The organism is Paraburkholderia sp. SEWSISQ10-3 4 (genome assembly GCF_030464785.1).
GTDB classification, from domain to species: Bacteria; Pseudomonadota; Gammaproteobacteria; order Burkholderiales; family Burkholderiaceae; genus Paraburkholderia; species Paraburkholderia aspalathi.
This window is the reverse complement of the sequence record NZ_JALPRI010000024.1, coordinates 80420-100744: the sequence shown is the minus strand read 5'-3', so window position 1 is coordinate 100744 and position 20325 is coordinate 80420. Positions and strand designations below refer to the sequence as shown.

Sequence of the window (20325 nt, the reverse complement as noted above, 5' to 3'; positions counted from 1 at the left end):
GTCGCTCAGAAGTCGCGGTAGAGGCGGCCGCGATTGAAGATGCGGGCCGGGTCGAAGGCGGTTTTCAGGCCGCGATGAATTTTCATCAGCGGTGCGGGCAGCGGTGTGAAGACTCCGGCGTTGCGGTCGTAGCCGTAGCCGCTACGAAAGATGGTGGCGTGGCCGCCGGCCTGTTTGGCGCTGATACGCACGGTTTGCGCGTCGGTGTCGGTGATCCACCAGCGCTGGCCGCCGCCCCATTCCATCAGTTGCGCGCCGGGCAATTGCATCGGCTCGGTGATGGACGGCAGCGCGAGGCGCCAGAGCGCGGCCTTCGGCGGGATGGCCGCAAAGAACGAGTCGGTCTGTTCGCGCAGGCCGGCCCAGAAGCGCTCCGCTTCGACGGCATCGACCACTTCGCCGCCGAGCGCCGTGCGCGCCGCTTTGACCGCGGCTTCCGCGCCGGCCATCCGCACGGCCAGCGTGCCGTGACGCCATGCGCTCGCCGTGATCGGCAGTGGGCGGCCGCCCCATTCGTTGAGCTTGCGGACCGCATCGGTGCCGTTCATGTCGAATTTGAGCGTGGTTTCGGCCTGCGGTAGCGGCAGGACCTTGACCGACAGTTCGAGGATCAGCCCAAGGGTGCCCAGCGAACCCGCCATCAAGCGGGAGACGTCGTATCCGGCGACGTTCTTCACCACCTGGCCGCCAAAATGCAGGACCTGGCCCTGGCCGTTCATGATGACCGCACCCAGCACGAAGTCGCGCGCCGCACCGGCCGACGGGCGGCGTGGACCGGCGATGCCCGCCGCGATGCAGCCGCCGAAGGTGGCCTGTGGCCCGAAGTGGGGCGGCTCGAAGGCGAGCATCTGATGGTGCTCGGCGAGCGCGGCCTCGATCTCCAGCAGGGGCGTGCCCGCGCGCGCCGTGATGACCAGTTCGGCCGGGTCGTAGGCGATGATGCCGCGATAAGCGCGCGTGTCGAGGATGTCACCTTCCAGCGTCTGACCGTACCAGTCTTTGGTGCCGCCGCCACGGATGCGCAGTGTGCGCCCTTCGGCGCTGGCTGAACGCACGCGTTCAGACCAAACGGCGACGATGTCGTCCTCTTCCATGGTGTCCTGCTTCGTTGTGTTTCGATTGATTGTACCGGGCGGCGGCGCGCTGGCAACCCGGAGCGGACCCGCATCGGGTAATCAGGGTGGGAGCGGGGAAGCGCTTGGGGCTTGGGGCCTGTGGATGCGTCGGTGGGAAACGGGCGGGCAGGGGGCGGGCTGGTCGTGGGCGGGGGTCCCGATATGTGGACGGGCGGCACGGAGCCGGGCGGCGGCTGCGCCATGCAACGCTGCGAGCCCGTCTTGGGCCGGCAGCGTCGTCAGCCGTCTTAAAACCGCGGCAGGTCCGGGTGCGGCAGCAAGCCGCCGCGCACATGCATCTTGCCGTACTCGGCGCAACGCGCGCGGGTGGGAATGCCCTTGTCGGGATTGAGCAAGCCCGGCGCGTCGAAGGCGCGTTTGACCGCGTGGAATGCGTCGCGCTCTTCGGGCGAGAACTGCACGCACATCGAATTGATTTTCTCGATGCCCACGCCGTGTTCGCCGGTTACCGTGCCGCCCAGCTCCACGCAGGTTTCGAGAATGTCGGAACCGAAGGCTTCGGCCCGGTGCCACTCGTCCATATCGTTGCCGTTGAACAGGATCAGCGGATGCATGTTGCCGTCGCCGGCATGGAACACGTTGATGCAGCGCAGGCCGTATTTCTTCTCCATGACCTCGATGCGCGCCAGCAGCGGTCCGATACTGCGGCGCGGCACGGTGCCGTCCATGCAGTAGTAGTCGGGCGAAATGCGGCCTGCCGCGGGAAAGGCGTTCTTGCGCCCGGACCAGAAGCGCAGCCGTTCATTCTCCGAGCGCGAAATCTGGATGCGGGTTGCACCCTGTTCGCGCAGCACCGCGGTCATGCGCACGATTTCGTCGGCGACCTCTTCAGCCGTGCCGTCCGATTCGCACAGCAGGATCGCCGCCGCGTCGAGGTCGTAGCCCGCGTTGACGAATTCTTCGACCGCGCGGGTAGCCGGTTTGTCCATCATCTCCAAACCGGCCGGAATGATGCCTGCGGCAATGATGCCGGCGACCGCGTTGCCGCCTTTCACGACGTCGTCGAAACTGGCCATGATGACCTGTGCCGTTTGCGGCTTCGGGATCAGCTTGACGGTGACTTCGGTGACGATCGCGAACATGCCTTCACTGCCGATCAGCACCGCGAGCAGATCGAGCCCGGGCGCGTCAGGCCCGAGCGAGCCGAATTCGACGATGTCGCCTTCCATCGTCACGGCGCGAACACGCAGCACGTTATGCACGGTCAGGCCGTACTTGAGGCAGTGAACGCCGCCCGAATTCTCGGAGACGTTGCCACCGATCGTGCAGGCAATTTGCGACGACGGATCGGGTGCGTAGTAAAGGCCGTAGGGCGCGGCGGCTTCGGAGATCGACAGATTGCGCACCCCCGGTTGCACGGTCGCGGTCCGGGCATAGGAGTCGACTTCGACGATCTTGCGGAAGCGCGCGAGCGACACCACCACGCCGTGCCGGATCGGCATCGCCCCGCCGGACAAACCGGTGCCCGCGCCGCGCGGCACGATCGGCACGTCGAGCCGGTGGCAGATCTGCACGATGCGCTGGACCTGCGATTCCGTCTCGGGCAAGGCGACCGCGAGCGGCAGACGCCGGTACGCGGCGAGACCGTCGCACTCGTAGGCAACGGTGTCTTCTTCGCGATACAGCAGACAATGGTTCGGCAGCACGGCCATCAGCGCCTGCACGACTTCGCGCTGGCGCTGGGCGAGAACTTCGGCCGTCAGTTCGACGGGTGCGTTCATATGACTTGTCTCCTGGTGTCTTTCACGCTGCGTGCCCGGTCAAGCCTCGTTGTGCGGCAGCAGGCGTTGCCGCTGCCGCCGATGCAACTGAGCTGAGCTGAGTGCTGATGAAGCGTCAAGCCGCCCAGGAAAAGATCTTGCCCGGGTTCATCAGATTATGCGGATCGAGTGCGTGCTTGATGGAGCGCATCGTGTCGACCGCGACTTCGCCGTGTTCTTCGAGCAGGAAGTTCATCTTGTGCAGACCAACCCCGTGCTCGCCCGTGCAGGTGCCGTCCATGCGCAGCGCGCGTTGCACGATGAGATGGTTCAGGCGCTCGGCCTCGACGAGCTCTTCCGGCTTGTTCGGGTCGATCAGGATCGCGACATGGAAGTTGCCGTCGCCGACATGGCCGACGATCGGGCAGGGCAGCGGCGACGTCTTCAGATCCTGCTCGGTTTCCATCACGCATTCCGCCAGGCGCGAGATCGGCACGCAGACATCTGTCGTGACGGCGCGGCAGCCGGGCTTCAGTTGCAGCATCGCGAAATACGCGTTGTGGCGCGCGTTCCACAGGCGGCTGCGGTCTTCCGGCCGGGTTGCCCATTCGAAGCCTTCGCCGGCATTTTGCGCGGCGAGCTCCTGCACCAGTTCGGCTTGCTCTTTCACGCCGGCTTCGGTGCCGTGGAATTCGAAGAACAGCGTAGGCGCCTCGCGCAACGTGAGGTTCGAATGGCGATTGATCGAGCGGATCGCGAGCGAGTCGACGAATTCGACGCGTGCAATCGGCACGCCCATCTGAATCGTTTCGATGACCGCGCGCACCGCATCGCCCATCGACGGGAACGTGCAGACCGCCGCCGAGACCGCTTCCGGTTGCGGATACAGCCGAACGGTGATTTCGGTAATCACGCCGAGCGTGCCTTCCGAGCCGACAAACAGACGCGTGAGGTCGTAACCCGCCGACGATTTGCGCGCACGCGTGCCGGTCTTGATCACGCGGCCGTCGGCGAGAACCACCGTCAGTCCGAGTACGTTTTCGCGCATCGTGCCGTAGCGCACGGCGTTGGTGCCCGAGGCGCGCGTGGCCGACATGCCGCCGATGCTCGCGTCAGCACCCGGGTCGATCGGGAAAAACAGGCCGGTGTCGCGCAGTGCTTCGTTCAACTGCTTGCGCGAAATACCGGGTTCGACGGTGACGGTCAGGTCTTCAGCGTTGATCGACAAGACCCGGTTCATTTCCGACAGGTCGATCGACACGCCGCCTTGCACTGCCAGCAGATGTCCTTCAAGCGACGAACCGTTGCCGTAGGGGATGATCGGTACGTTGTACTGGCCGCACAGTTTGACGATGGTTTGCACGTCTTCCGTATTGCGCGCGAATACGACGGCGTCGGGCAGTTGGGGATCGAACGGCGATTCGTCGCGGCCATGGTGGGTGCGCACGGCTTCGGCGGTGGACACGCGTTCGCCGAAAACGGCTTTGAGGGCAGTCAGTAACTCGGCGGGAAACGGCCGGCGTAGCGGGGCCGGCGGCACGGGATGATTCACGCATGTCTCCTGATATTGGGGCGGAGCTGTTCTACAGCTTGTGCTTCATTTTACGCCGATCACCCGCGGGCCGGCGTCGGGGACGGCTGCCGCTCCTATAATGGCGGCGACCTCACGATGCGCGCAATATGGATAACCCGGTGGCTTGCTTACCGGGTTCGCCGGGTGGATTCACCGGCGTCGCGCAGACGCATCGTTACTGAATGAATGCATGGGAGACATCATGGGCAACCGCTTGAGCAAAATCGCCACCCGTACGGGCGACGACGGCAGCACCGGTCTCGGCGATGGCCGGCGCGTGCGCAAAGACAGCGCGCGCATTGCCGCAATCGGCGACGTCGATGAACTCAATTCGAATCTCGGCGTGTTGCTGTGCGAAACGCTGCCCGACACGGTGCGGGCGGCGCTGGTTGCGATTCAGCACGACCTGTTCGATCTTGGCGGCGAGCTTTGCATTCCCGGCCACACGATGATTACCGACACGCATCTCGGCCAGCTCGACGACTGGTTGGCCGATTACAACGCCACCCTGCCGCCATTGAAGGAATTCATTCTGCCCGGCGGCTCGCGCGCAGCCGCACTTGCGCACGTGTGCCGCACGGTGTGCCGGCGCGCCGAACGGTCGATCGTCGCGCTCGGTGAAAGCGAGGCGGTCAATGAGGCGCCGCGCCAGTATGTGAACCGGCTGTCCGACCTGCTGTTCGTGCTCGCGCGGGTGCTCAATCGCGCGGACGGTGGCAGCGACGTGTTGTGGCAGCACGATCGTAGCGCCGGCTAACACGACGCTTCAGTCCCTTTAAGCTCCTGTGACAATCTGTCCGGGCAGAGCTTCTCCTTAAAGAGGTATTGTAAATGCATCTTTAAGGAGAAATCGTTATGACCGCACTCACCGCCGACCAGATCGCCCGCGTCAAAGCCACCGTTCCCGTGCTTGCCGTGCACGGCACGACCATCACCAAACGCTTCTACAAGCGCATGTTCGCGCACCATCCTGAGTTGAAGAACGTGTTCAACCAGACTCACCAGAAGAGCGGCAATCAGCCGGAGACGCTGGCGAAGGCGGTATACGCATATGCCGCCAATATCGATAACCTCGGCGCCCTTGGTCCCACCGTCTCACGCATCGCGCATAAGCACGTGAGTCTGAATATCCGGCCGGAACAGTATCCGATCGTGGGACGCCACCTGTTAGGCGCAATCGTTGATGTGCTCGGCGATGCAGTCGATCAGGAGACGCTCGGCGCGTGGGAAGTCGCTTACGGGCAGCTCGCGGATATTTTTATCGGCACAGAGGCCAAGCTTTACGAAGGTGCGGCGTGGAGCGGCTTCCGGCCCTTCAAGGTTGCACGCAAGGAAGTGGAGAGCGATGAAATCACGTCGTTCTATCTGACGCCCGCCGATGGCTCACCGGCCTGCGGTTTCGAGCCTGGCCAATATCTGAGCGTGAAGCGTTTCGTGGATGAACTCGGCGTCGATCAGCCGCGGCAGTACAGCTTGTCGGATGCGCCGAACGGCAACTGGCTGCGTATCTCGGTAAAGCGCGAAGCCGGTCGGGAAGATATGGCACCCGGCCACGTATCGAACCTCCTGCACGACGGTGTGGAAGTGGGCGCGGTGGTGCATGTCAGCGCACCAGCGGGCGACTTCACGCTGGATCGCAAGAAGAGGACACCCGTGGTGCTGATGAGCGGCGGCGTGGGCGTGACCCCAATGACCTCGATGCTGTCTACGTTGCTTGCCGACCAGAGTGAGCGCAGTGTGACCTTCGTGCATGCCTGCCGCAATGGCCGCGTGCACGCGTTCCGGCAGTGGCTGAACGATACGGTCGCAGCGCATCCCAACGTCACGCGTGCGGTGTTCTACGAAGCCATTGAAGCCTGCGACCGCGCTGCTATCGACTACGACTTCGAGGGCCGCCTCGACCTCATGAAAATCGCCGACAAGGTGATCGTTCCCGATGCGGATTACTACATCTGCGGACCGGTGCCGTTCATGCGCGCGCAATGCGAGGCGTTGGCCTCGCTCGGTGTGGATGTGGCGCGGATTCACACCGAAGTGTTCGGTTCAGGCGCGGTGCAGTAAAACAAGGGCGCGCGGCAAGCCAGGTGCGAAAGCGAGGGCGCGCCGTGCACCTTACCCAACAGCCAGTGTGACCGGCTTGCCGATCCGGCTCATCATTTCGACCAGCGTATCGATAGTGAACTTGGTGGTCTTCTTGTTGACCACATCTGACACGCGCGGACGCGACACCATCAGAATCTCGGCCGCCTCGGCCTGCTTCAGATGATGTTGCTCGATCCAGCTGGACAGCTCGGTCATCAGTTGTTCCTTGAGCAGCCGCGTGTCGTTGATCTGTTTCTGCGAAGCGGCGTGCAGGCGCTTCGCTTCTTCGGCGGAAAAACCGAGTTCGAGAAACAGGTTTGCGCCGGGTTTTGTTACGTGACGGATTTTTGTGTCGATCGTCATTTGTTAAGTTTTCCTATCATTGATGATGGCGCGGTACCGCATCTCGGCAATCTTTCTATCCTGCGGCGGTAGCTTCTGCGTCTTCTTCTGGAAGCAATGCAGCACATACAGCGCTTCCACGAACTTGGTGACATACATCACGCGGTAAATACCGTCAGCCTCCTTGAGGCGAATCTCGCGTGTTCCAGCGCCGATCGAGTCAAACGGCTTCCAGTCGTCTGGGTCGAGACCTGCCTGAATCTTGCCAAGCTGAAATCCGGCTCGCCGACGTGGCTCTTCGGGAAAGGCGTGTAAATCGTGATAGCTGGAACCCATCCAGCGAATTTCTTTTTCGTGCTCCATAACCGCCTTTCATGTACAAAATCTTATACGCAACACCCAGCCTGGTCAAGTCGTATCCGACCCGGCAACGAGTTGTTACGGTACAGAGGCGGCGCACGGAGCACCATTCGTCCGTTCGGCTAACAAAAAACCCGGCTGCATGAGCCGGGTTTTCGATGAACCAACTACAGCGATCGCGCAGAGTCGCGCAGAGACTTTTTAGTTGCCGCTGCCGCGCGTCACACGCCGTTGCTTGACGGCTTCGGCGAGACCTTCCAGCACGGCGACGCTTTCGTCCCAGCCGATGCAGGCATCGGTGATGCTCTGGCCGTAGGTCAGCGCGCAGCCTTCCTGCAGATCCTGGCGGCCCGCGATCAGATGCGATTCCACCATCACGCCGACAATCCGTTCGTCGCCCGAAGCAATCTGACGGCCGATGTCCGCGCACACCGGAATCTGGTTCTCGTGCTTCTTCGAGCTGTTCGCATGGCTCGCGTCGATCATCAAGCGCGCCGCGAGACCCGCCTTGCCGATGTCGGCGCACGCCGCATTGACGCTGTCCGCGTCGTAGTTCGGCGTCTTGCCGCCGCGCAGGATGATGTGGCAGTCCTCATTGCCGGCGGTCGAGACGATCGCCGAGTGGCCGCCCTTGGTAACCGACAGGAAATGGTGCGGCTGCGACGCGGCCTTGATTGCGTCCACAGCGATCTTGACGTTGCCGTCCGTGCCGTTCTTGAAACCGACCGGGCACGACAGTCCCGAAGCCAGCTCACGGTGCACTTGCGATTCGGTCGTGCGCGCGCCGATTGCGCCCCACGAGATCAGATCGGCGATGTACTGCGGGCTGATCATGTCGAGGTATTCGGTGCCGGCCGGCAGGCCGAGCTCATTGATACGCAGCAGCAGTTCGCGCGCGGTGCGCAGGCCGTCGTTGATCTTGAAGCTGTTGTCCATATGCGGGTCGTTGATGAGACCCTTCCAGCCCACCGTCGTACGCGGCTTTTCGAAGTACACCCGCATCACGATTTCGAGTTCGCCGGCGAAGCGCTTGCGCTGTTCGACGAGACGCCCGGCGTATTCCATCGCCGCCTTCGTATCGTGGATCGAGCACGGTCCGATGATGACGATCAGACGGTCTTCCATGCCGTGCAGGATGCGATGCATCGCGTTGCGCGAGTTGTAGATCACGTCGGACACCGTTTCGTCGCAAGCGAATTCGCGGATCAGGTGAGCGGGCGGCGTGAGTTCTTTCAATTCGCGGATGCGGACATCGTCGGTGTTGTGCGGGGGCATGTTTATTCTCCTGAATCGGTCGTAGCGTGTTCGCGCGGGCAATGAAGGCTGCGATCAGACGGCAATCAGGCAGCGATGCCACGGCGAACAACAATCAAAAAGATTTCAACGGCAAAAGTTTCAAAGGCGTGAGGCGAAAAAAAACCGCCAGGCTAGCTGGCGGTTTTCGTGAATTCTGGGTGTCTTGCGTGCACTAACACCCCTCTCGATCCGCCAGCGGTCTGAGATGCCAAAAAAAGTAAAAGTAAAACTTGGCGGACATGGCGAAATTGGGTCGCTGGTCAAAAAGGGTGAGTGCCTTTATAACCCGTGCAAGCTCGGCTGGCAAGCTGCAGGGTATAAAAATGCGGTAAATCCGCATACTTCGAGCATTGTATGCACGAAGTATGCGTCTACATCAAAATCAGGCCGTACCGCCGACCGTCATCTTGTCGATACGCAGCGTCGGCTGACCGACGCCCACCGGCACGCTCTGGCCTTCCTTGCCGCACACGCCGACACCCGAATCGAGCTTCATGTCGTTGCCGATCATGCTGACGAATTTGAGCGATTCCGGCCCGCTGCCGATCAGCGTCGCGCCCTTGACCGGGTAGGTGACCTTGCCGTTTTCGATCATGTACGCCTCGGAGGCCGAGAACACGAACTTGCCGTTCGTGATGTCGACCTGGCCGCCGCCGAAGTTCACCGCGTACAAACCGTTCTTCACGGACGCGATGATTTCCTGCGGGTCTTTGTCGCCGTTGAGCATGTACGTGTTGGTCATGCGCGGCATCGGCAGCGCAGCATACGATTCGCGGCGCGCGTTACCCGTGACCGGCATCTTCATCAGGCGTGCATTCAGCGTGTCCTGGATGTAGCCCTTCAGGATGCCGTCTTCGATCAGCGTCGTGCACTGGGTCGGATTGCCTTCGTCGTCGATGTTCAGCGAGCCGCGGCGGTTCGGCAGCGTGCCGTCGTCGACCACGGTCACGCCCTTGGCCGCAACCTGCTCGCCGATTCGACCCGCAAACGCCGACGATCCCTTGCGGTTGAAGTCGCCTTCGAGGCCGTGGCCGATCGCTTCGTGCAGCAGCACGCCGGGCCAGCCCGGTCCGAGCACCACGGTCATCGCGCCGGCCGGAGCCGGGCGGGCGTCGAGGTTCACGAGCGCGGCATGCACGGCGTCGTCGACATAACCCGACAGCACTTCGTCAGTGAAATAGCCGTAGTCGAAGCGGCCACCGCCGCCGCCGCTGCCGATTTCGCGGCGGCCGTTCTGCTCGGCGATCACCGTAACCGACACGCGCACGAGCGGACGGATATCGGCCGCAAAGCCGCCGTCGCTGCGCGCGACCAGCACCACGTCGTATTCACCGGCGAGGCCTGCCATCACTTGCTGGATGCGCGGATCGCGGCCGCGCGCCATCTGTTCGATACGCTCGAGCAGCTTGACCTTGGCGGTCGCGTCGAGCGAATGCAGCGGATCGGACGGCAGGTACAGATCGCGCCCGGCGATGCCGGTCAGCGACGAGGCCACCTTGATCTTCTGCTTGCCGCCGCCCGCCTTGGCAATCGAACGGGTGGCGAGCGCCGCTTGACGAATTGCTTCGGGCGACAGATCGTCCGAATACGCGAAGGCAGTGCGATCGCCCGCCACGGCGCGCACGCCGACACCCTGGTCGATGCTGAAGCTGCCCGACTTCACGATGCCTTCTTCGAGACTCCATGCTTCGCTGCGCGTGTACTGGAAGTACAGGTCGGCGTAATCGATCTTGTGCGTGAAGATTTCGGCGAGCGTGCGGGTGAGCAGGGATTCGTCGAGACCGTAGGGCGTCAGGAGGATGTCCTTGGCGGTGGCGAGATTACGGATACCGGGTTCGATGATGTTCATGCGAAGTATGTTCTGCTCGATACGAAGGATTCGGTTAGCGCTTGCATCACTATATGAGTGACGGGCGCCGCACTTTCAATGTCAGGTAATACGTCAGCAGCTCAGCACGCGGTGACGCCAGGCGGGCAGGCTCTGCCGCACTTCGTCGATGCGCGCACGCTCGAGATTGCCGCTCACCACGCCGGGGCCTTCGTCGCGCACCGCGACGACTTCGCCCCACGGGTCGATCAGCATGCTGTGGCCCCATGTCCGGCGGCCGTTTTCATGTTTGCCGCCTTGCGCGGCGGCCAGCACGTAACACTGGTTTTCGACCGCCCGGGCGCGCAGCAGCATCTCCCAATGCGCGCGGCCGGTGGTGTAAGTGAACGCCGACGGCACCACGATCAGCGCGCAGTCGCCCATGCGCCGGTACAGCTCCGGAAAGCGTAAATCGTAGCAGACCGACAGGCCGACCCGGCCGAACGGCGCCTCGAAGGTGCGGACTTCGCCGCCGGGGCAGATGGTGCGTGCCTCGTCGAACGATTCTTCGCCCTTTTCGAAATTGAACAGATGGATTTTGTCGTAGCGCGCGGCCTCGTTGCCTTGCGGGTCGAACACCAGCGTGGTGTTCAGCACGCGCGCCGGTTCCTGCGACATCAACGGCAAGGTGCCGCCGATCACCCAGACCTTGTGGCGGCGCGCGGCGTCGGCGAGAAAGCGCTGGATCGGGCCGTCCTGGTAGGGCTCGCGCACGGCGAGTTTGTCCGTGTCCTTGAAGCCCATGAAGCAGAAGTACTCGGGCAGCAGGACCAGCTGCGCGCCGTCGGCGGCGGCTTCCGCGATCAGGCGCTCCGCTTCGGCCAGGTTGCGTTCGCGATCCGGCGTGCTCACCATTTGCAGCGCGGCCACGCGGAACGCGCTTTCGGAAGATCCGCTGGACGCCGCGCCGGGCGAGGCAGTGGACGAAGCGGTGGACGAGGATGAAGAGACGTGTGTTTCGCTCATGAGCGTTTCGAAAAACTCCCGGCAAGGCGGCGGCGCGAACCGTAGGCGCCGCATACGTCGTTCAAGGCTGGCTGGGGACTGCGGGGCGGCACGGCGCTCTTCTGATCAAACACAGGATCGGGCTCAGTGCGCTTCCACGGTCGAAGCCGGAGCGTCCATCTTACCGCGATCGCCCTTCACCCGCTCGATGTGCGGTTTCGACCACGGACCGGTGATCGCGTACTCGCGTGCAAACGCCGTGGACACCGATTTGCTGAACGCCAGATCGGCCACCAGCGCGCCCAGCCCGAGCAGCGGATTGATCACGGTCGCGGCGATCACGGCGGCGCCGGCGCTGACAGTGGGCACGATCTGCACGTGCAGATCCTGGGTTTCCTGCGCGAGATCCACCGAGCCCTTCATTTCGGCGCGCGCCGGCGCCGTCACCATCTCGAAGTTCTCGGTGCGGCCGATGCCATTGTGAATCTCGCCCGTGCCGGTGACGCGCTCGAACGGCAACCCTTCGCCGATGACGTCGCGGAAATTGAGCGTGGCGAAGCGTGCGAGGCTTTGCAGGCTGAGTACGCCCAGCAGTTTCGCGACGCCCGGGTCGACCTTGAGAATCTGCCCATGGCGCAGATCGACGGCGAGATTGCCGTTGAGCGTTGGATAGTCGATGGTGGTCGGCCCGCCGCGCCACACCACCTTGCCCGACAGTGTGCCGTTGCCGGCCTTGAGCGTGTGCGGCTGGCCGAAGCGCTCCAGCAGCCCGCCGGCGTCCTTGATGTCGAGTTTGAAATCGAACACGGTACGGCGCGGCGTCGCTTCGTCGGCGGTGTTGCCGAGACCCGTCGAGGTTCGCCAGTTCGCGGTGGCGGTCAGCGTGGCGGCGGGGTTGGTGATGTCCAGCTTGTCGAGCTGCCAGACCGGCACACCGTCTTCTTCGAAGTTGTGCGCGTCGACTTCGAGCCGGCCTATGTCGCGATCGCGCACGATCAGCTCATTGACCACCAGATCGATCGACGGCATGTTCTGCGCCGGCGCCGAAATGGCCTGGCCGAGCAGGTCTTTATCCGTGGCCGAGGGGATGACCACCCGGGCAAAGCGCGCCTGCAGCGTGCCGGGCGATTCCTTGTTCGCGCCCGGCAGCCAGGACACGTGGCCCGACACCTGGTTCGACGCGATGTTGGCCTGCCATTTGCCGTCCGCATGCGACGCGCCGACGATCACACTGTCCCAGTGCCGCTTGAGCAGTGTCAGCGTGCCGACGTGCACCGCGAAGCGGCTCGGCAGGAATTGCGCGAGGGTTGGATTCGGTGTGGCCGGCGCAGCGGCGGGCGCGGGAGTGGGCGCGTCCTTGTTGCGCATCTGCGTGACGAGCGCGCGCCAGGCATCAGCGTCGAACGCTTCGACGTCGACGGCGGCGATCACGCCTTCGGACGGCAAGTCGGCGGGCTTGTTGACGCCGATCGCGCCACTCACGACCGTCGGCGGCGTTTTCGGCTGGTAACGCAGCAGGTAGGTGGCGGCGATCGGGCCGAAGGTGAGGTCGGCTCGTTCCAGATCGGCTTCGCTTGCGCTGGCGTAGGGGCTGACCGCGAAGTGCAGCGGCATCGGTGTGCCGACGGGCTTATTGAACGGTGCGGGGAAGTCGAGCGCGAGGCCGGTCAGATCGGAGTTCGCCGTGACTTCCGGCAAGCGCCCCTTGGCGCCGTGCACGTTAAGCGCGTAGGGCGCGCTGCCGCTCATGCGCGTCAGCACCTGCGCGGCCGGACCATGCAGATTCAGGCCGCGCGCGGCGTCGACGGCGATATGGCCGCCGAGGTCGAGTGCGTACGTGCCGTCCTGTTTCAGGCCGCCGTTCGCGTGGACATCGCCGCCGAGGAACTGGCCCGAGAGCCGGTCGACCTGCGCAGTATGTTCGGTGAAACGGACTTTACCGTTGAGTTGCGACAACGGCGGCACGTTATCGACCGTCAAACGGTTGTTCTGGAAGCCCACTGCGCCTTCCACAGCGATGTGCGGCTTCGGCGTGCGCGGTACGGTCAGCTTGAGCGCCAGCGCTGCGGGCCCTTCGGCGCGCACTTTCTCGGTCGCATGTTTGGACATGATGCCGAGAGAGCTTTCGTTGACGTAGTCGAGCATGTCGGCAAGCGGCCCACGGCCGTTGCCCGTGATGATGAGGTCGGAAGCCCTGGTGCCGAGATCGTCGATCTTGCCGTTCACCTTGTTCAAAGCGACCCGCTTGTAATGGGCGCGGTCGATATCGAAGCGCAGCAAGTTTTCTTTGAGTTCGAACACGCCGTCGATGCCATCCAGCGGCGGCCACACGTTCGGCGTGCCGTTCTTCATCTTGCGCGGCGGGTACGGCGAAGGGTCGAACTTGCCACCCTTGAACGGCGCGACGATATGGAAGACCCCGGCCTCCGGGGCGCGCGAGTAGGGGAATTTGGTCAGATCGCCGTGGATTTCGATCGTCGCGCCGCGCGAGACGCCGGCTTGCAGCCCATGGCCCAGGTAGATGCGCAGCTTTTCGCTGATGCTGGTCGGCAGATAACGGACGATGCGCGTGACCTGTGCGCGCTGGAAGTCGGCCTTCAGGTTGAGCGAGCCGCGCCCATGGCCGGGGTTGCTGTAGTCGACGGTGGCGGTGGCGTCGGCGTCCGCGTTCGAGATACCGAAGTCGGCCAGCTTGACGGTGAAGGCGGGGTGGTTTTCGCCCGGCGCCTTCGGCGTGATGGTCCAGTCCGCCCGACCATGCAGGCGGTCGAGTGTCAGGCGCGGGTCGTCGAACACGCCAGGCAACGTAATCGCGACGTTGGAGGTGTTGAGCGTCGCGGTGCCGTGGTTTTCGTCTGCATCGACGCTGCCCCACAGGTTCTCGATGCCGGGAATGCCTGCGCGCGGGTGATTCAGCGGGGTGAGCCCTGGCGGTGGTTCCTGCGCGGCGATGCTGATGCCCTGCAGATCGCCCTTGAAACGATAGCGCTCGATCGGCTCGGCGCCGCTTGGCCGGTGGTCGCTGCCCGCTTCGCCCGACTCCGGTTTGCCGCGTTCGACCTCGATCACATAGTTCGACACCATGCCGCGTGGATTGAAGCGCACCAGGTTGTTCAGCAGGGGGCGCGGCAACGGCAACGCGCGGCTGAATTCGGCGAGGATGCCCAGGTCGACGCGGTCACCGCTGACGCTGACGAGTTGCCCATGCTGCAGCGAGGCGGTCCGGTAGCGGCCGTGCAGCGTGGTTAGCGCGAGGGTGCGGGTGAGCGGCGTACCGTCGTCGAGCGGCGGCTGGCCGAGCTCGGCGTGCAAGTGGTTCAGTTGCAGCGTGTAGTCGCCCTGGTTGACGTCGAGACCCCAGGAGAAATTGGCGATCGGTACCACCAGCTTGGGCTGGGTCGGGCGGACCCGCATCGAGACATCCGTGCCGGCCAGTTGCCCGCTCGCCGACTTCATGCGGCCATCGGCGAAGTCGGCCCAGATCGCATTGTCGATGCGGCCGGCGAACATCTCGATCGGGAAGTTGATGTAGCGCGCGAGGGTCGGCAGATCGACCGGACCGGTCGACATATAGACCTGGCCCGCCCAGTTGACCGGCTTGCCGATCGCCGAGAGCCGGGCGTGTTTGAAATGCGTACGGAAGTCGATCGGCCCGTGCAGGACATGGCCGTCGGCGGGCGCTTGCAACGCGAGGCGGTGATCGTAGCCTTCGTTGAGAATCGCGATCCGGATGTCGCGCAGGGCGAGTTCCGGTGCGTCATGCTCAGCGTCGCGCCAACGCAGCACGCCGCCGCGCACCACGATCGCCTGCTGGCGCAACAGCCATGTGGACAGGGTGTCGTTGCCGCTGTGCCGGGTGGGCACCGGCACGCCCGCTACCGAGATCACGCCGTCGCTGCTGCGCGACACCAGCACGTCCGGCTGATCGACGATCAGGCTGGAAAGCGCGGGATGGAACTGCCAGAGCGACTTCCACGAAAGCGCGGCGGTGGCGTGCGGAATGGTTAGGGCCGCTTTGCCTTCCGGGTCGCGGATGACGATATCGGTGACGTCGAGGCCTGGCTGAAAGCCGCTCCAGTGCGGCGCCAGCTTGCCGATGGTGAACTGTGCGTGCAGCTTCTCGGAAACGATGGCTTCGATGCGCGGGCGGAACGAGTCGACGCGCGGCAGCAGGACATAACGCAAACCGAGAAACAGACCCGCCGCGATAAAGTAGAAGGCGAGTGCGAGCGCCAGCACTACATGGGACGTCCGATGCAGCACCATGTGGGCGCTTCCGCTCGCAGGCCGGACCTGCCTGGTTTCGTGCGGGTCGGCGGATTCGTTTCGCTCGGACATGCTGCGGCGGGTGGCGTATGGTAGTTTTGCGAATTAACGACGAAATGTAACACACGGGAAAGCGTCGGCGGACCTCCGGCAAACCCTTTCTCCATGCCGTCTCGCGACCTGTGCGAGGCTGCCGGACCTGTGTGTTGCGGCGAACTGAACAACGCTGATAAAGCAACGAGCGAGCCAGACCCTTGATGACTGACGCAACACTCCTGAGTTCCAACTATTCACATTACGCGGCGCGTGCTGCGGCGGCCCGTCCGCAAATCGTGGCGCAGGTGGTGGCGCTCGCCTCCGCACCCCTCACGCGCGAACGGATCGACGCGCGCTTTGACGCACTGTGCGCCGAGGCAGCCGGCGCGGCCGACGGCCCGTTGAGCGAGGATGCACTCAAACGGGCCTTACGCCAATTGCGCACGGAGGTATTTTGCGCCGTGATGGAGCGTGACCTGGCGGGCGAGGCGGATGTCGCCGAAGTCACCGGCGCAATGACCGATCTGGCGGAGACGACGATTCAGCGTGCGCTTGCGGTCGTGTCCGCCGAGCTCGAAACGCTCTACGGCGAACCGCGCGGACCGCAGGGCGAGCGGCTCGCGCTCGGCGTGGTCGGGATGGGCAAGCTGGGTGGGCGTGAGCTGAACGTGTCGTCGGATATCGATCTGATCTTCATTTATGAAGAGGACGGTGAGACCGCGGGCGGTCAGCGTTCGCCGATTGCGACGCAGGACTTTTTTACGCGACTGGGTAAGCGCCTGATCGGCGCACTGGCCGAGGTGACCGCCGACGGTTACGTGTTCCGGGTCGATATGCGCTTACGGCCGAACGGCGATTCCGGGCCGCTTGTGTGCAGCCTCGGCATGCTCGAAGAGTATTTCTACGTGCAGGGCCGCGAGTGGGAGCGCTATGCGTGGATCAAGGGCCGGCTCGTGTCCGAAGGCGCGAGCGACGCAGCGCGTCGGCTGCAGAAGCAGCTCGATGCGATCGTCACGCCGTTCGTCTATCGGCGTTATCTGGACTTCGGTGTGATCAGCGCAATCCGCGCGCTGCATTTGCAGATTCGCCAGGAAGCGCAGCGGCGTGCCTCGATGCGCCCCGACAAGGCCGACGACATCAAGCTGGGCCGCGGCGGCATCCGCGAAATCGAATTCAGCGCTCAGGTGTTTCAGTTGATCCGCGGCGGCCAGGATGCCGGCTTCCGGGTTCGACCGACGCTCGCAGTCTTGCGGCACGCGGCCACGCACGGGCTGCTCGATACCTCGGTCTGCGTGAAGCTTTCACAGGCTTACCGTTTCCTGCGCGAACTCGAGCACCGTCTGCAATACCGCAACGACGCGCAAACTCACGCGATGCCGGTCGATCCTGAGGAGCGTGTGGCGCTCGCGCAAGCCATGGGTTGCGACGACTATGCCGCGCTGATGCTCAAGCTCGACGCGCACCGCGAGTTCGTCGAACAGCAGTTCGACCAGATTTTCGCCGACAAGGTGAGCGGCCGCGATGGCTGCGGCGCACCGGAAGACGGCGCGGCGGTGTGGATCTGGAGCAGCGCGCTCGCCGACGACAGCGCTGAGGACGCGCTTCGCGCGCGTCTGATCGAACTGGGTGTGTCCGAGCCGGACGAGTTGCTGGCGCGCTTGCGTGCGATATGGCAGTCGTCGCGTTACGCGGGGCTCGCCGAGCGTAGCCGCCAGCGCTTCGATATCGTCGCGCAGCGTGCGCTGGAAGCCGCGCGTACGTTGGAGCCGGTCGAACGGCGCGGCGATACGGTGGCGCGTTTCTTCGACTTGCTCGAAGCCGTGAGCCGGCGCGGCGCGTACCTTGCGCTGCTGACGGAATATCCGCAGGCGCTGCATCGGGTGCTGTCGGTGCTGGGTGGTTCACACTGGGCCGCTGGCTACCTGATCCGCCACCCGCAATTGCTCGACGAACTCCTTGACGAAGAGGCGATGGACAGTCCGTTCGACTGGCCTGAATTCAAGCGCACGCTGCGCTTGCGTCTGGCCGCGGCGGATGGCATCGAACAACAGATGGATCTGCTGCGCCACGCGCACCAGGCCGAGGTGTTCCGCATCCTGTTGATCGATCTGGCCGGCAAGTTGAGCGTCGAGCATGTGAGCGACCGCCTGTCCGAGCTCGCCGATGCCGTGCTCGACGTCACGCTCGAAGCCGTCTGGAACCAATTGGCCAAACGCCACCGCGAGGTGCCGAAGTTTGCGGTGATCGCGTACGGCAAGCTGGGCGGCAAGGAGCTCGGCTACGCGTCCGACCTCGACGTCATCTTCCTCTACGACGATCCGGACGATGCCGCTGCGGACGTCTACGCCACCTACACCCGCCGCCTCATCACCTGGCTGACGACGGCGACCGGCGCGGGCACCTTGTTCGACGTCGACTTGCGGTTGCGGCCAAACGGCGAGTCGGGCCTGCTCGTCACCGATCTGGATGCGTTCCGCCGTTATCAACTACGCGAAGGCGATGCCGCGAATACCGCGTGGGTGTGGGAGCATCAGGCATTGAGCCGCGCGCGCTACTGCGCGGGCGACGCCGAAATCGGTGCGAAATTCGAGCAGATTCGCGAACAGGTGCTGACCACGCCGCGTGAGGCCGCGCCGCTCGCGAAGGAAATCGTCGAGATGCGCGAGCGCGTCGAGGCAGGGCATCCGAACCATACGGCGCTGTTCGACCTGAAGCACGATCGCGGCGGCATGGTCGATATCGAATTCACCGTGCAGTACTGGGTGTTGCTGCATGCGGCGAGCGATCCTGAACTGATCCGCAATACCGGCAATATCGCGTTGCTGCGCGAAGTGTCGCGCTTCGGCTTGATGAGCGAGGCGGAAGCGGAGACGGTCGGGGCGGCGTATCGGACCTACCGGAAGTTGCAGCACCAGTTGCGGCTCGACGGGATGGAAAAGGCGCGGGTCGATCCCGCGCTGGTGGTGACGGAGCGTGAAGCGGTACTGAAGCTGTGGAAGCGGGTGTTCGGCTGAGGCTCCGCGATGATTTCCGTCCCGCGTTCCTAGGCCGCCAGCATTTCCTTCGCGTGCTTGCGGGTGGTGGCGGTGATCTCCAGACCGCCGAGCATGCGCGCGACTTCTTCGACGCGGCTCGCGCGGTCGAGTGAGGTCACGCTGCTGACCGTGCCACCCTTGCCATTGCCCGACTTCGCCACCTGGAAATGATGGTCGCCGCGTGCGGCGACTTGCGGCAAGTGCGTGACACACAGCACCTGACGCGCTTGCCCCAGTTGGTGCAGCAAGCGCCCGACCACTTCGGCGACGCCGCCGCCGATTCCCGTATCCACTTCGTCGAAGATCAGGGTTGGAGTCGGACTCGCGGCGCTCGCAATGACCGCGAGAGCGAGGCTGATCCGCGCCAGTTCCCCGCCTGAGGCGACCTTCGCGAGCGGCCGCAGCGGCACGCCGGCATGACCGGCGACGCGGAATTCGACCTGTTCGAGCCCATGCGCGCCACCTTCCGGCAACGGCACCAGCGCCACATCGAAGCTGCCGCCTTTCATCGACAGTTCCTGCATGCCGGTGGTTACCGCTGCACCTAGAGCCTTGCCGGCCTTGGCGCGCGCCTTCGAGAGCTTTTTCGCTTCGGCGAGGAAGGCTTCTTTGGCTTTGGCTTCGGCCGCGTGGAGGCTGTCGAGATCGGCGGCGGCGTCGAGCGCGGCAAGTTGCGCGCGGCGCGCTTCGTGTTCTTCAGGCAGCGTCTCGGGTTGCAGGCGGAATTTGCGTGCGGCCGAGTGCAGCGCGTCGAGACGCTTTTCGACCTGGGCAAGCCGGTCGGGATCCAGTTCGAGTTTCTGCGCGTAGTGGCTGAGCGAATACGCCGCTTCCTGCAACTGGATCTCGGCTGGTTCCAGTGCCGCCAGCACGTCGTTCAGCGCCGGGTCGATCTCGGCGAGGTCGCGCACCTTCGACACGATCGAGGCGAGATGCGTGATCATCGCTTCGTCAGATTCGGACAGCGCGCCGAGCGCCCCTTGCACGCCGTCGATCAGATTGGCCGAGTGCGACAGGCGCCGATGCTCGGCGTTGACCTCTTCCCATTCGCCCGGTTGCGGCGAAAGTTTGTCCAGTTCGGTGAGCTGCCAGGCGAGACGCTCGCGCTCCAGTTGCAGCTCGCGGTCGCGCGTTTGCGCATGCTCCACGGCCTGCACCTTGTCGCGCCACGACCGCCATGCCCGCGTGACAGCTACCGCGGTTTCCGTGAGGCCGGCGTGGGTGTCGAACAGTTCGCGCTGCGCGTCAGGACGCATCAGCAACTGATGCGCATGCTGCCCGTGAATGTCCACCAGCATCTCGCCGACTTCGCGCAACTGCGCGAGCGTCGCCGCCGTGCCGTTGATGAACGCGCGCGAGCGGCCATTTGCGTCCACCACGCGACGCAGCATGACGGTGCTGCCGTGATGGCCGTCGTCGGCGGTCGTGCCGAGCGCCTGCTCATCGAGCCATTGCTCGACTTGCGCATGCGTCTCGAATTCCGCGGTGATGTCGGCGCGGCTCTCGCCGGTGCGCACCACGCTTGCTTCGGCGCGGGCGCCGAGCGCGAGGGCCAGCGCGTCGATCAGGATCGACTTGCCGGCGCCTGTTTCGCCTGAGAAAACGGTAAAGCCGCTGTCGAATTCGAGGTCGAGCGCGGCGACGATGACGAAGTCGCGTATCGAGAGGTGGCGAAGCATGGAGGTCG

Annotated in this window: 13 protein-coding genes; 3 read left to right on the top strand and 10 right to left on the bottom strand. The window is 64.2% G+C overall.

Annotated elements, in window-relative coordinates; translation table 11 throughout:
• Nucleotides 1-5: 5 nt before the first annotated feature.
• From glcE to M0D68_RS30930, 3 genes are all read right to left on the bottom strand, one after another.
• The gene (glcE, locus tag M0D68_RS30940) at nucleotides 6-1094 is read right to left on the bottom strand and encodes a glycolate oxidase subunit GlcE (RefSeq protein WP_266226257.1); all 1089 of its coding nucleotides are present in this window, start codon (nucleotides 1092-1094) and stop codon (nucleotides 6-8) included.
• 269 nt (nucleotides 1095-1363) lie between these two features.
• Complete coding sequence (locus tag M0D68_RS30935; protein WP_093644629.1) at nucleotides 1364-2857, bottom strand: FAD-linked oxidase C-terminal domain-containing protein; 1494 nt, start codon at nucleotides 2855-2857, stop codon at nucleotides 1364-1366.
• A gap of 115 nt (nucleotides 2858-2972) precedes the next feature.
• Nucleotides 2973-4388, bottom strand: a complete 1416-nt coding sequence (locus tag M0D68_RS30930; protein ID WP_093644631.1) for an FAD-linked oxidase C-terminal domain-containing protein — start codon at nucleotides 4386-4388, stop codon at nucleotides 2973-2975.
• A 223-nt stretch (nucleotides 4389-4611) separates the two neighbouring features.
• Between M0D68_RS30930 and M0D68_RS30925 the strand changes: the two genes are divergently transcribed.
• Together M0D68_RS30925 and hmpA are read left to right on the top strand one after the other, a co-directional pair.
• A complete protein-coding gene (locus M0D68_RS30925; protein WP_200651173.1) occupies nucleotides 4612-5166 on the top strand; it encodes a cob(I)yrinic acid a,c-diamide adenosyltransferase in 555 nt (184 codons plus the stop codon).
• Between the two features lie 98 nt (nucleotides 5167-5264).
• The gene (gene hmpA / locus M0D68_RS30920; protein WP_200651172.1) at nucleotides 5265-6470 is read left to right on the top strand and encodes an NO-inducible flavohemoprotein; all 1206 of its coding nucleotides are present in this window, start codon (nucleotides 5265-5267) and stop codon (nucleotides 6468-6470) included.
• A 51-nt stretch (nucleotides 6471-6521) separates the two neighbouring features.
• Here the strand turns inward: hmpA and M0D68_RS30915 are convergent, their stop codons facing one another.
• The 6 genes from M0D68_RS30915 to M0D68_RS30890 form a co-directional block, all read right to left on the bottom strand.
• On the bottom strand, nucleotides 6522-6854 hold the full coding sequence (locus M0D68_RS30915; RefSeq protein WP_063494819.1) for a helix-turn-helix domain-containing protein: 333 nt from the start codon (nucleotides 6852-6854) through the stop codon (nucleotides 6522-6524).
• 3 nt (nucleotides 6855-6857) lie between these two features.
• A complete protein-coding gene (locus tag M0D68_RS30910; RefSeq protein WP_200651171.1) occupies nucleotides 6858-7196 on the bottom strand; it encodes a type II toxin-antitoxin system RelE/ParE family toxin in 339 nt (112 codons plus the stop codon).
• 198 nt (nucleotides 7197-7394) lie between these two features.
• Entirely contained in the window at nucleotides 7395-8468 is a 1074-nt protein-coding gene (aroG, locus tag M0D68_RS30905; RefSeq protein WP_093644635.1) for a 3-deoxy-7-phosphoheptulonate synthase AroG, read from the bottom strand.
• A gap of 403 nt (nucleotides 8469-8871) precedes the next feature.
• Entirely contained in the window at nucleotides 8872-10338 is a 1467-nt protein-coding gene (gene tldD, locus M0D68_RS30900; RefSeq protein ID WP_054037784.1) for a metalloprotease TldD, read from the bottom strand.
• 93 nt (nucleotides 10339-10431) lie between these two features.
• Nucleotides 10432-11322 carry a carbon-nitrogen hydrolase family protein gene (locus tag M0D68_RS30895; protein WP_200651170.1) on the bottom strand — a complete coding sequence of 297 codons (891 nt, stop codon included), beginning with the start codon at nucleotides 11320-11322 and terminating at the stop codon, nucleotides 10432-10434.
• A 123-nt stretch (nucleotides 11323-11445) separates the two neighbouring features.
• Nucleotides 11446-15639, bottom strand: coding sequence for a YhdP family protein (locus M0D68_RS30890; protein ID WP_200651169.1), 4194 nt, complete (start codon nucleotides 15637-15639; stop codon nucleotides 11446-11448).
• A 185-nt stretch (nucleotides 15640-15824) separates the two neighbouring features.
• Between M0D68_RS30890 and glnE the strand changes: the two genes are divergently transcribed.
• On the top strand, nucleotides 15825-18617 hold the full coding sequence (glnE, locus tag M0D68_RS30885; RefSeq protein WP_200651168.1) for a bifunctional [glutamate--ammonia ligase]-adenylyl-L-tyrosine phosphorylase/[glutamate--ammonia-ligase] adenylyltransferase: 2793 nt from the start codon (nucleotides 15825-15827) through the stop codon (nucleotides 18615-18617).
• 29 nt (nucleotides 18618-18646) lie between these two features.
• Here glnE and recN read toward each other — a convergent pair whose 3' ends face one another.
• Nucleotides 18647-20317 (bottom strand): DNA repair protein RecN, encoded by a 1671-nt coding sequence (gene recN, locus M0D68_RS30880; RefSeq protein WP_200619337.1) that lies wholly within the window; start codon nucleotides 20315-20317, stop codon nucleotides 18647-18649.
• Nucleotides 20318-20325: the final 8 nt, after the last annotated feature.

What these genes read in the sequence shown, in the direction of transcription:
- glcE (WP_266226257.1), bottom strand. Translation starts at nt 1,094, where the DNA reads ATGGAAGAGGACGACATCGTCGCCGTTTGGTCTGAACGCGTGCGTTCA.
- M0D68_RS30935 (WP_093644629.1), bottom strand. Translation starts at nt 2,857, where the DNA reads ATGAACGCACCCGTCGAACTGACGGCCGAAGTTCTCGCCCAGCGCCAG.
- M0D68_RS30925 (WP_200651173.1), top strand. Translation starts at nt 4,612, where the DNA reads ATGGGCAACCGCTTGAGCAAAATCGCCACCCGTACGGGCGACGACGGC.
- hmpA (WP_200651172.1), top strand. Translation starts at nt 5,265, where the DNA reads ATGACCGCACTCACCGCCGACCAGATCGCCCGCGTCAAAGCCACCGTT.
- M0D68_RS30915 (WP_063494819.1), bottom strand. Translation starts at nt 6,854, where the DNA reads ATGACGATCGACACAAAAATCCGTCACGTAACAAAACCCGGCGCAAAC.
- M0D68_RS30910 (WP_200651171.1), bottom strand. Translation starts at nt 7,196, where the DNA reads ATGGAGCACGAAAAAGAAATTCGCTGGATGGGTTCCAGCTATCACGAT.
- aroG (WP_093644635.1), bottom strand. Translation starts at nt 8,468, where the DNA reads ATGCCCCCGCACAACACCGACGATGTCCGCATCCGCGAATTGAAAGAA.
- tldD (WP_054037784.1), bottom strand. Translation starts at nt 10,338, where the DNA reads ATGAACATCATCGAACCCGGTATCCGTAATCTCGCCACCGCCAAGGAC.
- M0D68_RS30895 (WP_200651170.1), bottom strand. Translation starts at nt 11,322, where the DNA reads ATGAGCGAAACACACGTCTCTTCATCCTCGTCCACCGCTTCGTCCACT.
- M0D68_RS30890 (WP_200651169.1), bottom strand. Translation starts at nt 15,639, where the DNA reads ATGTCCGAGCGAAACGAATCCGCCGACCCGCACGAAACCAGGCAGGTC.
- glnE (WP_200651168.1), top strand. Translation starts at nt 15,825, where the DNA reads ATGACTGACGCAACACTCCTGAGTTCCAACTATTCACATTACGCGGCG.
- recN (WP_200619337.1), bottom strand. Translation starts at nt 20,317, where the DNA reads ATGCTTCGCCACCTCTCGATACGCGACTTCGTCATCGTCGCCGCGCTC.